11 protein-coding genes are annotated in these 15,459 nt (G+C 45.4%); all 11 read right to left on the reverse strand.

Features of this window, described 5'->3' with window-relative positions:
- Window positions 1-33: 33 nt before the first annotated feature.
- The 11 genes from J2Z28_RS07045 to J2Z28_RS07095 all read right to left on the reverse strand — a co-directional run bounded on the left by J2Z28_RS07045 (window position 34) and on the right by J2Z28_RS07095 (window position 15,336).
- A complete protein-coding gene (locus J2Z28_RS07045; protein ID WP_280530807.1) occupies window positions 34-2,106 on the reverse strand; it encodes a beta-galactosidase in 2,073 nt (690 codons plus the stop codon).
- A 102-nt stretch (window positions 2,107-2,208) separates the two neighbouring features.
- Complete coding sequence (locus tag J2Z28_RS07050) at window positions 2,209-3,294, reverse strand: glycoside hydrolase family 53 protein (RefSeq protein ID WP_342357480.1); 1,086 nt, start codon at window positions 3,292-3,294, stop codon at window positions 2,209-2,211.
- 32 nt (window positions 3,295-3,326) lie between these two features.
- Window positions 3,327-4,205, reverse strand: coding sequence for a carbohydrate ABC transporter permease (locus J2Z28_RS07055; protein WP_017689296.1), 879 nt, complete (start codon window positions 4,203-4,205; stop codon window positions 3,327-3,329).
- Window positions 4,206-4,234: 29 nt separating this feature from the next.
- Window positions 4,235-5,125 (reverse strand): ABC transporter permease, encoded by an 891-nt coding sequence (locus J2Z28_RS07060; protein ID WP_017689297.1) that lies wholly within the window; start codon window positions 5,123-5,125, stop codon window positions 4,235-4,237.
- A gap of 190 nt (window positions 5,126-5,315) precedes the next feature.
- Window positions 5,316-7,001, reverse strand: coding sequence for a type 2 periplasmic-binding domain-containing protein (locus tag J2Z28_RS07065; protein WP_211081716.1), 1,686 nt, complete (start codon window positions 6,999-7,001; stop codon window positions 5,316-5,318).
- A 123-nt stretch (window positions 7,002-7,124) separates the two neighbouring features.
- Entirely contained in the window at window positions 7,125-8,753 is a 1,629-nt protein-coding gene (locus J2Z28_RS07070; RefSeq protein ID WP_211081717.1) for a response regulator, read from the reverse strand.
- A 73-nt stretch (window positions 8,754-8,826) separates the two neighbouring features.
- Window positions 8,827-10,581 carry a sensor histidine kinase gene (locus tag J2Z28_RS07075; RefSeq protein WP_211081718.1) on the reverse strand — a complete coding sequence of 585 codons (1,755 nt, stop codon included), beginning with the start codon at window positions 10,579-10,581 and terminating at the stop codon, window positions 8,827-8,829.
- A gap of 299 nt (window positions 10,582-10,880) precedes the next feature.
- Complete coding sequence (locus tag J2Z28_RS07080; protein WP_036609558.1) at window positions 10,881-11,579, reverse strand: hypothetical protein; 699 nt, start codon at window positions 11,577-11,579, stop codon at window positions 10,881-10,883.
- A gap of 181 nt (window positions 11,580-11,760) precedes the next feature.
- A complete protein-coding gene (locus J2Z28_RS07085) occupies window positions 11,761-13,290 on the reverse strand; it encodes an ABC transporter substrate-binding protein (RefSeq protein ID WP_036670216.1) in 1,530 nt (509 codons plus the stop codon).
- A 133-nt stretch (window positions 13,291-13,423) separates the two neighbouring features.
- The gene (locus tag J2Z28_RS07090; RefSeq protein WP_017689303.1) at window positions 13,424-14,332 is read right to left on the reverse strand and encodes a carbohydrate ABC transporter permease; all 909 of its coding nucleotides are present in this window, start codon (window positions 14,330-14,332) and stop codon (window positions 13,424-13,426) included.
- 17 nt (window positions 14,333-14,349) lie between these two features.
- Complete coding sequence (locus tag J2Z28_RS07095) at window positions 14,350-15,336, reverse strand: ABC transporter permease (protein ID WP_211081719.1); 987 nt, start codon at window positions 15,334-15,336, stop codon at window positions 14,350-14,352.
- Window positions 15,337-15,459: the final 123 nt, after the last annotated feature.

Raw genomic sequence — 15,459 nt, forward strand, 5'->3', positions numbered from 1 at the left:
ACTTCATTTATTTAGTAGCATATAAAATCTATATTATTTCCGGGCAGCCGGTCTGCGCAGAACACAAATGTCGTATGGCTTCAAGCTGAGACTTGCTTCCACAGCATCACCACTGAGCAGATCGGTATAGGATTGTCCATCTAGTTCAACCAGCTTCTCATCTGGTGTGTAGTTCTGTACAAACACATAATCAGCCGTACCATCTGTACGCGTATGTGCCGTTGTTCCGGCAGGCAGCTCGGTTTCAAGTCCACGCTCAATGTTCAGGTCAGCGATTAGTTTCGCATAGAAATCATCATAGAATGGTGCTTTCGGCCGTGTCGCTAGATAATATGCTTTTCCTGAACCTAACTGGTTAACCGTCAATGCCGGGCGTCCAGCATAGAAGTCAGAACGGTACGTAGCCAGGGACTTCGCGCCTTCCAGATGAATCAGATCACACAGTTCAATTGCATCATATGCTGTATTGAGCTGAAGCTCATTGCCCTTCTCCGGGATGATTCCGTTCAGATCACGATCATGCAATCCGTCAATTTCCTCGGACCAGATGCCAAGTGTCTTACGCAGTGGGCCTGGGAATCCACCTAGGAAACACAGATCGTTTTCGTTAACAATACCAGACCAGTAGGTTGCTACAAACGTACCACCTTGTTCTACAAACTTCTCAATGCGTTCCCCGACACCTTCACGTACCAGATAGAGCATTGGCGCAATCAGCAGCTTGTACTTGGACAGATCTGCATCCATATCAATAACGTCTACAGCGACTCCCTTTTTCCAAAACGCTTCATAATGCTCTTCCACCGTCTGCTCATACTTCACACCGATATTGCGTGGACCTTGGGAATCATTAACGGCCCAGCGGTTTTCCCAATCAAAAATGATTGCAACTTCTGCCGGAACCGCTGTTCCTACAATGGCTTCCATGCCTTCAAGAGCCGTTCCTACGTCGGTGACATCTTGGAACACTCGAGTGTGTTCCGTTCCTACGTGGTCTACCACCGCACCATGAAGTTTCTCACTGGACCCCCGGCTTTTTCTCCACTGGAAGTACTGAACACTATCGGAGCCGTGTGCCACAGCCTGGAGAGAAGAGAGCAGATGCATGCCAGGTTTTTTCAGCTTGCTGACATCTTGCCAATTCGTCGAACTTGGAGTACTCTCCATCAGCAAGAACGGCTGACCGCCTTTGATAGAACGAACGATATCATGCATCATGGCGATCCGGGATGCCTGTTTCGCGTCGTCATCTGCATCATGCCAAGTCGGATAACTGTCCCAAGAGAGGAAATCCAGAATATCAGCGAACTTCCAATAGTTCAGACCGCCATAGAATTCCATCAGGTTGGTTGTGACTGGCAGATCAGGATTCTGAGCTTTCAATGGTTTTGTTTCATGCACGATAAAATCAGCTGTCTGATCCGTAACGAAACGGCGCCAATCCAGATTCATCGCGTGTACCTGTGTCTCACCGTGTGGAGCTGGAGATTCCACTTGACTCCAGTCTGTAACCGTATGGCTCCAGAATGTGGTCCACCACGAATGATTCAGTTCATCGAGTGTTTTATACTTCTTCTGAACCCAACCACGGAACGCTTCCTGACAATAATCACAATGACAGTCTCCGCCGAACTCGTTCGAGATATGCCAGCCGATTACAGCCGGATGATCCGAATAACGTTCTGCCAGTTTTGTGTTGATCGCAGTAACCTTCTCACGGTATACCGGGGAAGTATAACAATGGTTGTGACGGAAACCATGCAGATTGCGGACACGCTTCTCGGATACGCGGAGTACTTCCGGGTACTTCGCGGACATCCAGGCAGGTCTGGCACCACTTGGTGTAGCGAGGAATGCATAGATGCCGTTTGCTGCAAAACGATCCAAAACCTGATCCAACCATTCAAACGTGTATACACCCTCTTCCGGCTCAAGGGATACCCACGAGAAGATACCAATGGACATCACGTTACACTTGGCAAGCTTCATCAAGCGAATATCTTCTTCCAGAACTTCAGGGTAGCGGAGCCACTGCTCCGGGTTATAGTCTGCGCCATGCAACATGTGCGGGGCTTTGGAACTTACAGGTGGAAATTTGTATGTCATAAGGACAACTCCCTTGCATTAATTAATTACTGTTTTATTTAGTTTATATACGATAACGATAACGATAACAACGACTTCACAGACGATACATATTACGCTAGATTACACGTATGTCACGACATCTGATTCTTCAACAGTAGCAAGTGCTGTAAACGATTCCAACTTGCGACCTTTAAAATCAAACATGGTGAGGTTGCCCCAGTTATTCGGATGACCGACGGACCATTCTTCTTTACTTGGTATCCAGGCAGGTTCCCAATAATAGAATCCGTGCCCCAAACCACCAGGAACTTCGCGGATAATCTGCAATAGATCCTTCAGATATTTGGTCTGTCCCTCTACACTTGCAGGGTATCCTGGTAACAACATATCTTCCTGATTCAAAATCCATTCAATGCCTTCCGGCTGCTCCAGCGTCCATGGATAAGCGGTTTCAACTACATTGATAGGTTTGCCATAACGCTCAGCGAGATCATGAAGATTGTCACGTAACGCATCAAGTGTGCCATGCCACCAAGGGTAATACGAGAGACCAATGATATCAAACTCCACACCCAGTGCTTCAAAGCGATCGTAAAACTTGCGGCTCTCGGCGTTATCTCCACCACGATCAATATGTATCATAATCTGAATATCCGCGTCAACGGATTTGACCGCAGCAATTCCGTACTTCACAAGGCCTGCAAAACGCTCCCACTGTTCATCCGTATCATGCTCTTCTCCACCAACACGTCCCTCATTCCATAACATGCCTGGTGTAATCTCGTTGCCCACCTGCACCATGTCCGGAAGCGCATCGTGTTCCTTCAACGTTCTCAGAACGTCAGCCGTATACATACATACAGCACGTTGAAGCTCTTCATAGGACAGATGCTCCCATGCTTTCGGCTTCCATTGATTGGCTGGATCAGCCCAGCGATCAGAATAATGGAAATCAAGCAGAAATTTCAATCCCTGTTCCTTGATCCGTTTGGCTATTTCCACCGTCCGCTCCAGATTGCAGAATCCACCAACAGGATCATTCCAGATTCGAAGTCGTATCGCGTTAGCGTCATTAATCTTCAGGATGGACAGCAAATCTTGTTCCTTGCCATCCACATCACTATAACTCCCGCCATGCTGTTCGATTTCATCCATAAAGGACACATCCATTCCCAGAATGAATGTCTTTTCCGTCAAGTTGCTCACTGTATCAACCTCCATTAATTTGGGGTACAGGCTCAGCCTTTAACTGAGCCCAACGTCATACCTTTGACAAAGAAACGTTGCAGGAAAGGATACACAATCAAGATTGGTGCACTTCCGATGAAGATCTGAGCTGCCCTTACCGTAGTTTGAGAGAGAGCTTCCATTTCTTTTGGATTCATGCTCATGCTACTCATATCACGTCCAATAATGACCGTTTGCATAAATGTAGCAAGTGGGTAATCCTTGGCGTTATTCATGTAGAGCAATCCATCAAACCAGGAATTCCAGTGGAACACCATACTGAACAATGCAATTGTTGCGATGGACGGCATCGAAATGGGAAGGAATATCCTGAACAATGTTCTGAAATGGTTAGCTCCATCCATCAGCGCCGCTTCTTCCAGCTCTTTTGGAATACCGCGGAAGAAGTTCAGCATCAGAATGACAAGGAATGTGTTAACTGCTCCTGGGAGTACCAGTACCCAGAAGGAATCCATCAACCCGATCTTCTGGATAACCATGTAGAACGGCACCAGTCCCCCGTTGAAAATCATACTGAATACAAAAATCCAGGAGTAGATCGTTCTGCCTTTGAATTCACTATTCTCTTTGGACAACGGATACGCCGCCAGGAACGTAATCAGCAATGTAATAGCTGTACCAATCACTGTACGTAGAAGTGAAATCCATAGCGAGTTCAAGAAAATTGGATTGTTCATCGTCTTTTTGTAAGCCTCAAGTGAAAATCCTACAGGCCAGAGATTGACCAGATTGGCGTCGGCAGCAGCCTTTGTACTAAAGGATACAGCCAGTACATGAACCATCGGTATGATACACATAATGGCGATCAAAATCAGAAAGCAGGTATTGACTATATTAAACACGCGATAAGGCAATGATTTATGATACATCGTGGTCCCTTCTTTCTCTGTTCATTCGTTTAGAATATGCGATATCCAGCGTACTTTTTGGCTAAGCTGTACGATACAAGAATCAAGATCATACTAATAACCGATTTGAACAATCCGATTGCGGTTGCAAAGCCCATCTCACCATTCTGCATTGCGGAACGATATACGAATGTATCAATGATGTCACCCGTTTGATATACGAGCGGGTTATACAAGTTGAATATCTGGTCAAATCCGGCATTCAGTACGTTACCAAGCGCCAGTGTTCCTACAACCATCAGCATCGGCACAAGCGAAGGAATTGTAATGTGCAGCGTCTGTTTCCAGCGTCCTGCTCCGTCAATTTCCGCTGCTTCGTACAATGCTGGATTAATTCCGGCAAGGGCAGCCAGAAAGACAATCATGTTATAGCCAAATTCTTTCCACACATCTGTCAGAATGACCGTAGATCGGAACCAACTGTTGTCTCCAAGGAAGAAATATGGCCCGAGTCCGAAGGTTCCCAGAACCCGGTTAACCAAGCCGCCTGTTGACAACAGATCTATCAAAATCCCGCCCAGAATGACCCAGGACAAGAAGTGAGGTAAATATACGAGTGTTTGAATCGTTCGCTGTACAGCCATCTTGCGAACCTCATTCAAAAGAATGGCAAAAACAAATGGAACAAATAAATTGAAAATCAGTTTAAGTACAGCAATAATCAATGTGTTCCAGATGACCTGTAAGCTGTCTTCACGTTCAAACAGATATCTAAAGTTGTCCAGCCCAACCCATTCAGAACCGCTAATCCCAAGCCATGGCTTGTAGTTCTGGAACGCCATAATGATTCCGCCCATAGGCACATAACTGAAGATAATCAGAAAGATAATGGCTGGCAACAGCATAACGTGGAATGGCCAAGTGCGTTTCAAAGTTCTCATGATTGCTCCCCCTGTATTTCTTCCTACTCAAGTACTCCCTGAGTGGCTTATAATGCGATTATATCAACCTTTTACGGGGTCCAAACAGCACATAAAAGCAATATAAATGGCACAAATTCAACCACTTTGCCTCAGCTTGAATAAACAAAAAAAAGCGCCCAGACGTTAGTCGTCTGGGCGCTGCTTGTAACTATTTTTTCACACTATCATACCATTCGTTAACCTCTTGCGTAATTTGGTCACCGCCACCGGATTTCCACGTTTGTACAAAAGTATCAAACGCATCAACCGGATTTTTGCCATAGATAATTTCGTTAAATGCCTGATTCTCGATTTTGTTCAGATAGTCCAGCTTGGATTTCATCGTCTTTGTTGTCGGACCTGTGAACATGTTCTTGAAGGAAATTTCTTCTTGGCTCAGCAACACTTTCGCTGCTGCTGGAGTTTCTTTACCGTAGTTGACAGCAACATCTTTTTCAAGCTTGGTTTCAGGCTCTTTGCCATTGGCCAAGTTCATCAGAGCTTTCATCTGTGCATCTGGAATACGAGCACCGTCACGAACAAGCAAATAACGTACAACGTTCACGTATCCGCCCTCGATCTCGTCAATCGGCATTTGTTTTCCATTTGCATCCAATTGATAGTCATAGCCTGCAAACAGACCGTTATCATAAGGGCTACCTGGTGCCGGGTCTGCATAATTGTCGAACAGGTAGTTCTGGTACGTAAAGAATGCTTCTGGGTGCGCCATATCTTTTTTGATCAACGTAACACCATTAACGAACTGTGTTCCGTGACGCATCGCTTTGCCTTCAGGGCCAGTTGGAATTTCAATCGGTTTCCAAACCGCACTCGGTACATTTTTCACTGTATCGAGAAGTGGCCATCCACTCATCCAGTAAGGTCCTGGAATAATACCTGCAGTTCCTGCAACTGCTGGCTCTGCTGTTTTGTTCTCATCCCATAGAGCTGCTTCCTGCGGGATATATCCTTTTTTGAGCCATTCGCTCAATTTGTTCAGACCTTGTTTCATACCCGGATTGATGGAGCCATACTCCAGCTTGCCGTCTTCCCCCAGATTCCATTGGAACGGCAATGTTCCATATGCTCCGAAGATCCAAGATGGGTCTCCCATCCATGTATTCATGGAAGTTTTGAAACCAATGCTGAGCGGAGTGACTTTATCAGGAGCCAAGCCGTCCGGATTATTGTTTTTGAATGCTTCCATAACAGTTTCTAGTTCGTCGATGGTTTTTGGTGCCTTCATGTTCAGCTTATCCAGCCAATCCTGACGAATCCACAATAGATAATCATTGTTGTAGGCATAGTCCAGAACAGGGATACCCATTCTTTTGCCATCACGACTATATTGGTTCCAGACGTTTGGATCTTGTTCAATTGCTTTTTTCCATGTATCCGAAGCATACTTATCGAATAGTGGACCTACTTCTTGATACATTCCAGAATCAATCAGATCCTGAGCAAGCAGATTATCACCCACGTTTACAATATCAGGCATTTCCTGTCCTGATGACATGGCAAGACGAAGCTTGGTTGCAAATGCTCCATTTGTGTCTGTTACTGACCACAACGATTTGATTTCAATCCCGAATTGATCCTTGGCCCACTTGGTTGCCACGTTATTTTCCATGGATTCGCCATTTTTGAATTTCAGCTCTGGATCAATTCCCCAGGCTGTTGTAATCGTAACTGGCGGATCATACTTTTCTTTGTATTCGTTTTGGGTTCCAGATGTACTTGGTGTTGCACTATCTCCGCCCCCACTGCCTCCTGAACATCCTGCAAGAACGACAGTTAGACTCAGCGTTGTAGCGAGAAGCGACAAGAATCTCTTTTTTGTTGATTGCGCTCTCATGTTGTTCCCCCTTAAATCGTTTTGGTTACCCTTTCATTATAGGCTGACCAGGCCTTTGAGCCTATGATACGAAATCAAGATTTCTGCACCTTTGCCAACCTATATTCTGGAATGTTGTTGTAATTATGCCTGATCCCGAAATTCATTTGGTGTCATACCATAATGCTTTTTGAACATTTTGCTGAAATATTGCGGATTTTGATAGCCAAGCTCACTCGTAATCTCGTATATTTTTTTATTGCTATTCTTAAGCAGATACAGAGCACGCTCCATGCGCATACGAATCATGTAGTCCCCAAGACCTTCCCCAGTCTCTGCCTTGTAAATTTTCGATAGATATACAGGATGCAGATATACCTTGTCCGCAATCATCTTCACCGACAGATCCTGTCCTGTATCTCTTGTCACCAGCTCCTGAACCTGCTTGATTACATGCCTACGGCTCTGCACACCTTCCTGATCGGACAACTCTTCCTGAAGCTTCGCCAGCATCTCGGTTGCCCAGCGCCGCAGCTTCTCGGGGGATTGAATCAACTGATGAGCAAGGAGCAGATCGAATCCCGCATGATCAATCTCATGCACCAGATGCCCCTGTTTATGGGCGATATACATAAATGCATTGGTTACCGACAGATACATCTCATACACATGTTCTCTGGACAATCGAACCTGTTCTGCCGCGTCAAAGACCGCGTTCAGCTTACGCGCTGCCGCTTCCCATTGCTTGGTCTCAAGCAATTGCGGAAGTACAGGCGGTTTGTACAGCTCTTCGAGCGCCTGCGTCGCATCATTCTCCGGTCTTTTGCTGAGTGCCTGATCCATGTCCATATATATAATCTTGTGTTCTTCCGGTCCTGAAAGGACAAGCGAACCCAGACTTTTTCGATAAGCTGCTGTCAGCTCATTAAAGGGAAATGACGGTGTAACTACCATGGACAGATCTCCCTGCAAATATCGAATGACATGTTCACGGAAAGTTTCAGCTGAGATTCTCAACGTCTCCAAGTTCATCTGCGGAGCTTCGATCTGTTCTTGATTCTGCAAAAACATTACCAGACACTCATGGGGGCCGCGACCAAACCACACGTTAAATTGCTCTCCGAGTACTTCCTCTGCAATATTACCTACCGCAAAATCCATCAGATCCAAAGACTGCTGGTCCATTGATGAGAAGCGTCCTGTAAGGCGAATCAGCATCATTACAGCCGGTTGTTCCGGGTCAATATGAATCTCATATTGTTGCAGTTGTTCCCGAAGTGCCCGCGCCGTGATCTCACGTCCCAGCAGCAGATCATGCATGAGATTTTCCCGTAATATTTTATAGTCAGACTTCCGACTGTATAAAAGCCGGTGATATTTATCGAATTCATCCCACTCATCGCGAAGAGACGTAATGGCTGCCGACACCGATCCCATAAACTCATCATCGTTTACGGGTTTCAGGATATAATCCGCTGCCTGCAATTGAATGGCTTTTTTAGCATAATCAAAATCACTGTGACCCGTTAGTAAAATACAACGAATATGAGACCAGCGCTTGCTTACCTCTGCAATGAGTTCCAGTCCGGACATGCCAGGCATGCGAATATCGGTTACCACAATATCTACTGCATTTTCCTCCATAATCTCCAGCGCTTCTTTACCGGAAGCAGCACGAAGCACGGTCGTTACTCCAAGCTCTCCCCAAGGAATTGTAAGTTCCAGACTTTCTGTTACATACGTTTCATCATCTACCAGCAGTATATCAATCAAGTGATTCACTCCCTATTTCGTTCATTCTGCAATTGGATTCCATCGTTCATCTTGCGCTACACATTCCAAGTGCTTATCCTTCATTCTCCAGAAGAAACTCCTGCTCGGCAGGCCATGACAGCGTAACGCGTAATCCACCAAGTTCCGATTCCGTTACATCCAGCCCTGCCTGCTCCCCATATCGAAGCTGGAGTCTCTGATTCACATTCCACAGGCCACAGCCCATCTCCTGATCCATCGTTCCCCTGAGCTTATTCAGAAGCGCCTCACGTGCCTCCTGCGTCATGCCTTGCCCATCATCTTCAACCACAAGAACCATGACACCGCCCTGTTTTTCCCCGGATACTCTTATTTCTCCGGCTTCCGCGTCCGCTTCGATACCGTGAATCACCGCATTCTCCACTAGTGGTTGCACGATGAGTGGCGGTACTTCCTGTCTTAACATCTCATCAGACAGATCAATCTTGTAATGAATGCGGTCCATACGCATCCGTTGGATCTCCAGATAACAGCTGACAAATTCAATCTCTTCTGTCAACGGTACCACGTCCCGCTCCTGTCTTGTCGTATACCGATAATATCGCGATAGATTATGCGACATTGCTACAACAGCGTCCATACGCTTGAGTTTCGCCATACTCGTAATGAAGGAGAAACAATTATAGAAGAAGTGCGGGTTAATCTGCGATTGCAGCTGCTTCAACCGAGCTTCACGTACATGAATCTGTTCCAGGTAAACGTGTTCAAATAACTGCTGGATCTGCTCCACCATCAAGTTGAAACGTTCGGACAGGAAACTGAATTCATTGCGGCCCTTTGGCTTAATCCTCACGGAATAATCCTCCTGCTTCAATCGCTGGAACCCACGAATGAGTTGTTTCACTGGCACCTGCACCTGTACATAGAACAAGTACGCCACACCAAAACTCATCAGTAACAAACAAATCATGGAAGAATAGAACAGCATATTGGATTGGTGAATGGGCTTCAGAATATCTGACAGGGGCATGTAGTCCACCAAATACCAGCCTGTTGTACTGGATTTCACGGTATTGACCATGTAGGGCTCGTTCCCGATCACTACGGTACGGTTATCAACGTCCTGAAGTTTATGGATGGACAGTTCTTCCATCAACTGATTCGTTAATGAACGATCTGAAGTCCGGTTATAGATAACCCCCGTTTCTTCACGGAAATAGAAGGGGTCATGCCTGCCATCGTCTTTGAATTTGTCGAGCATATCCCGAATGTTGTCACTATCAAACTCCAGTTTAATAATCGTTTCTGCATTATTAGCCGGGTCTTTAATGCCGTAAGGGGATACCGTAATCCAGCTAAACATGAACCGATCATCTTCCCCATCCTGAATTTTGCGTACATCCCAGCCGGAAATGATATTTTCCCTTAGCGCTTCTTTATCGTAAGAACGTGCGTCCCTTTCGGAAACCACCCTGCCCAGCGAAGGAGAATACAGATATAATTTCGTGGCCCAATTGGATGAGCTTTCCTGAATACTCAGCTTATTCTGAATACGTTTGACCAGGTTGATCGCATCCAGATCAAAGTAGTTACTGTCCGCATAGATTCGCCGGAAGCTGCCAATATCAGGATCATGTATGAGCAGATTAGGCCATGAGGATAACAGTTCGATGTGTGTGTTCACTTGATTTTGGAAAAATTCAAGCTGGTTACTATTCGATCGATTCAACTCATCTCTGAGAACAGCTGTTGTTTTGTGATTGGAGTACCAGTACAAAAGCACTACAGGAATCAGCATAATCAGAATAAGAATGACCATTTTGGAAAACAGGTTTGTCCGATATGACATTTTTTCATCTCACCTTGTCTTAATTTGTCGTGACATTAATTGTAATGATGTAAGCGCTAAAGACAAACTATTTTTTTGAGACAAACCGATTCATTATCTAGCGTAAGCGTTACCAATTCAAGGTGAAAGGAGATAAAACCAATATTTCTGCACTAAATGCAACTTCCACGCACAAAAAGAGCCAGCGATTAGCCAGCTCTCTATCTAATTTCAGTATATATCTTTAATCGTTCTATTCAACTCAAACTTTATTCCACTTCTGTTTATGTAATTATTCTTTTTTTCTATAAAAATATCAACTATGGAATATCATAATCAAATACCGTATTCGCTCCATCCACGCCTACATCCAGCACAATATCCATAAGTTTCCCATTGACGAACAGAGGGGATTCCGCTTTCCCGTAAAACTCCAACTTACCTGTAAACGTTCCATGGCGTTCAATCTCAACATGTACGGGCCTTAATTGGACAGACTGCAAGGCTTCCAATAGTGGATCGTCCTTAAACTTATAACTGCGTGCGAGATCAGGCAATAACACGGCGGATACGGAATCTCTGCCGTAATTTTTGAGTGTCAGGTCACAGGTTGCTCGGGTCTCACCCGTTTTCAGCACATTAAAGGTACAAGAGCTTGCATTCTGTACATAGGATACCGCATTAATGCCTGAAGCTCCCCACTTGGCTACATACATGAATTTATCCGTCATGTACGAATAACTGAGAACGATAGCGATAACTACGATCCATAACCCTTTTGCAAGACCGGGGAATGATTTCCCAATCTCTTTGCGAGTAAGGTAGAATCCACACGCGAATATCCCCAATCCGAGGAAAAGTGTGATATGAACTCCACTCAAGTAAGATGTAGTATACGGTGATATACCTATTGCTGACAGCATGGTATCTCCAACAGAAAAACCAAGATGATGGTTAAATGTAAAGATGATAGCAAATAGCAATAAAGCCCCTGAGAACACAAGTCTGGTTCTCGACACACGAACACCCCCTAATCAACCACCTTATTATATCATATTTTTCCTATTTATGATTAACAATCCAAATCAAAAAACAACAATAAAAAGAACGCCTTCGGTTGTTCACCGAAAACGTCCTCCATATTTGCCACCGACAAGAGCTTGTAGTAACACAGGTCTCTCTGTCATGGCTGACGATCATTTATTGCTTAGCCAAGAATGCATCGAGTTGTTCCTGTTTGGCTGCAATAATTTTATCAATTCCCGCTGCTTTCAATTTCTCCAGATATTTCGGAATCATCTCATTTGGGTCAACAGCGCCCGATGTCATACCCGGCTTGAACTGTTTGTTCACGTTGTTGACCGCAGCAATTTCATTTTTGACAGATTGACTGTTGAACGTAAAGCCCAGTGCTGGCGACTTCACACCTTTGGCGTTAAACTCTTTGAACTTCTCCCATTTCTGTGGATCTTCATTATCCCAGAGGAAGTTCAGGAATTGGTTACCCAGTTGCCATTGTGCACCTGGATTGTAGGTACGACTGTTAGCATCTACGCCATCAGGGAGAGCAATGATATTATCCTGTCCGTCTTTTTTCACATAATGTGTACCTTCAATTCCGAAGTTTAGCAAGTTGTTAATTTCCTTGTCGGAATGCAGCAGGTTAATGACCTGCATCGCTTTCTCCGGTTGCTCTGAAGAACGGGAGATTGCAAGCATCGCTCCAGATGCATCACCCGTCGTGATTGTTGGCTGTGTCATCTCAATCTGAGTGAGTGGGAAACCCACATACCCTTCTTCTTCTTTATCCTTGCCTGGCTTCATGCCATCTGTCCAGAGAAACGCTTTTCCAGCCTTCGCCTGGTCTTTCGGGAACACATTGGACGTAGCAGCATCACTGTTGATATATCCCGCTTGATACCACTTGCGAGCGAGTTCAGCCGCTTCTTTGAATTCTGGGGTCTCCACTTCATTCAGCACCGTTGTTCCGCCTGCTGTTTTGGAGATGACTCCAGGTACGGAAGCATCACCGAGATAATCCCAATCCAGATTCTCTAACAGCCCGTTACCGTTGGTATTGGACATATAGAATGGTGTGATGGCTGGCTCGTTTTCCTTGATTGTTTTGAGCAGAGGCTCCAGATCAGCCCAAGTTTTTACAGCTGTCAGGTCCAGCTTATACTTGTCAGCCAGATCTTTACGTACCAACACACCACGTGTGGCAGCGAGTTCCTTATTCGTAGGAACGCCGTAATTCACGCCGTCCACCTGGGAACCTTCCAGAAAGGCAGGGTCCAGGTTTTTCTTAATATCCTGACCATGTGCATCAAGCAGATCATTCAAGGGCAAGAATGCGCCTTTAGCTACATTCACCGTGTAGTTCTGCCAAGCTGCTGTGAATATAATGTCTGATTTTTCACCTGAGGAAATCATGAGATTCAGCTTGTTATCCCACTGTCCCCAGTCAATTGCATTGATCTTAAGCGTGGCTCCGATCTTTGGTTCCATCTTTTTGTTAATCTCGGCTTCCACCAGAGCGACATCCTTCTGTGGTGTCCCTGGGTAGAACAGTGTCACTTCATAGGGTTTGCCCCCACCTTCACTTGCTCCTCCGCCTTCTGCGCCAGGTGTTGTTGTTCCACCCTTGTCTGATGAGCAAGCAGCCAGCACCAGGCTCAGCGCCATAACCGTTGCCATCATGCGTGACCATACCTTTAATGATCTAACCAATTGAACCCCTCCTGTCATGTGTTGAACCATACAACCGAATTCCCCAATTCACAAATAAACCGATAACTACTTCTGTATATGCCCTTTCAGTCCATCTTCATTTACCTTGCCCACTCCGCTAACCGGTTCAGAGTTATCCCTTCACAGCGCCAACCGTAAGACCTTTGATGAAATAACGCTGGAAGAACGGATATGCCAGTACAATTGGACCAATACCGACCACAGCCATCGCCATTTGCAGAGTTTTGTTAGGCAGATTCAGCAATCCACCCTGCGACGAAATCTGTGAAGAGACGTTGGAGTTGGTTGTTAAATATTGAATATCGAGCAGCGTCCGGTACATAAGGTACTGAAGGCTGATCGTCCGGTTATCTGATATAAAAATCATACTAAGGTACCAGTCATTCCAGTAATTCAATGTACTGAACAACGCGACGGTTGCCATTACGGGGAGAGAGAGCGGAAGCACGATACGTGCAAACGTTCTCAATTCTCCCGCACCATCAATCCGAGCCGATTCCAGAATAGACACCGGAATGGAGTTCGCGAAGAATGTACGCATGACCAGTACAAAGAATGGGGATAGCAGTAGCGGCATAATGAGTGCCAGTAGGGAGTTTTTCAGATCCAATACGTTGACATAGACCAGGTACCAAGGTACCAGCCCCCCATTGAACAACATTGTGAAGAAGATGAAAAAGGCGAACCAGCCCCGGTAAGGCAGATCTCTCCGTGAGAGCGGATACGCATACAATGCGGTCAGCGCAACACTTGTAATGGTACCTACAACGGTAACGATAAAGGATATACCATACGAGTGAATGATCTGATCCATATCTCTGAACAGAAACTCATAAGCCGTCAGGCTGAATTTCTCTGGAATAAGCTTATATCCATTGGCAATTACTGTTGTCTCGTCCGAAAATGAGATGGCGAAGACAAGCAGGATCGGCACGATACAGGCAATGGCATAGAATAGAAACATCGCATGAATAACGGATGCGGAACGCTTCGATACGGCTAGTGGATCACGTGATTTCACAGCTGACTTGCCTCCTCTCAAAATAATGCATTATCTTTATCTATTCGCCTTACGATGGTATTGGATACAAGCACCAGCACAAATCCAACGATTGCTTGGTATAGACCGGCTGCTGATGACATCCCGATATCTCCACCGATAAGGAACGTACGATATACGTAGGTATCCAGTACATTCGTTACAGGGAACAGCGCCCCCGATTCCAATGGAACCTGGTAGAACAGACTGAAGTCTGCATAGAATATACGGCCAATTTGCAATAACGTCATAATGACGATTAATGGGATGAGAAACGGAATGGTAATGAAACGGATCTGATGCCATTTGGTTGCGCCATCAAGCACAGCTGCTTCATAATATTCTTCATCGATACCCACGACAGCTGCCAGATAAATGACGGCATAATATCCAATATTTTTCCATGTGTTCACCAGTGGCAAAATATATGGCCAATACTTTGGCTCTGAATACCAGTCGATCGGCTGACCGCCGAACATCTGCAGAACCGTTGAGTTCATGAAGCCTGAATCCTTGCCCAGGAAAGCCAGTACCAGATAACTGACCACAATCATGGACAAGAAATACGGTAATAGCATAAGTGATTGATATAACTTGGACATTGCCTTGTTCTTCACTTCATTGAGCAGAATAGCAAGCCCGACACCTACTAAGAGATTCAGTGCAATGAACACCGTGTTATACGCGAGTGTATTTCGGGTAATTTCCCATGCATCACTGGTTGAGAACAAATATTTAAAATTGTCCCATCCACTCCATGGGCTACCCCAAATACCATCAGCATAGTTTACATTTTTGAATGCGATCAGAACGCCGAACATCGGCATATAGTTGTTCACCAGCAGAAACAGGACACCTGGCAAGAACATGAGATACAGCACCTTGAATTTGCCAAGATTGTGCCACACAGACTTGCGCTTTCGGACTGTTTCTCCCGGTATTTCCGATATCCGTACTCCCTTACCCGCCTGGGGTTGTGTCTTCATAACTTGTTCTCCCTCACTCCTCTTGAATTCTTCCTCAGGATGAAGCTCCGTTGCGGCTCCTGTGGTTCAAGTATACGGCGGGGCGAGTAAGACCTCTATCTGCTGTGGTGACCTGTTGACTTA

The sequence above is a fragment of the Paenibacillus xylanexedens genome (genome assembly GCF_017874615.1).
Classification (GTDB): domain Bacteria; phylum Bacillota; class Bacilli; order Paenibacillales; family Paenibacillaceae; genus Paenibacillus; species Paenibacillus xylanexedens.

Coding starts and splice junctions, on each gene's coding strand:
- J2Z28_RS07045 (WP_280530807.1), bottom strand. CDS start 2,106: ATGACATACAAATTTCCACCTGTAAGTTCCAAAGCCCCGCACATGTTG.
- J2Z28_RS07055 (WP_017689296.1), bottom strand. CDS start 4,205: ATGTATCATAAATCATTGCCTTATCGCGTGTTTAATATAGTCAATACC.
- J2Z28_RS07060 (WP_017689297.1), bottom strand. CDS start 5,125: ATGAGAACTTTGAAACGCACTTGGCCATTCCACGTTATGCTGTTGCCA.
- J2Z28_RS07065 (WP_211081716.1), bottom strand. CDS start 7,001: ATGAGAGCGCAATCAACAAAAAAGAGATTCTTGTCGCTTCTCGCTACA.
- J2Z28_RS07075 (WP_211081718.1), bottom strand. CDS start 10,581: ATGTCATATCGGACAAACCTGTTTTCCAAAATGGTCATTCTTATTCTG.
- J2Z28_RS07095 (WP_211081719.1), bottom strand. CDS start 15,336: ATGAAGACACAACCCCAGGCGGGTAAGGGAGTACGGATATCGGAAATA.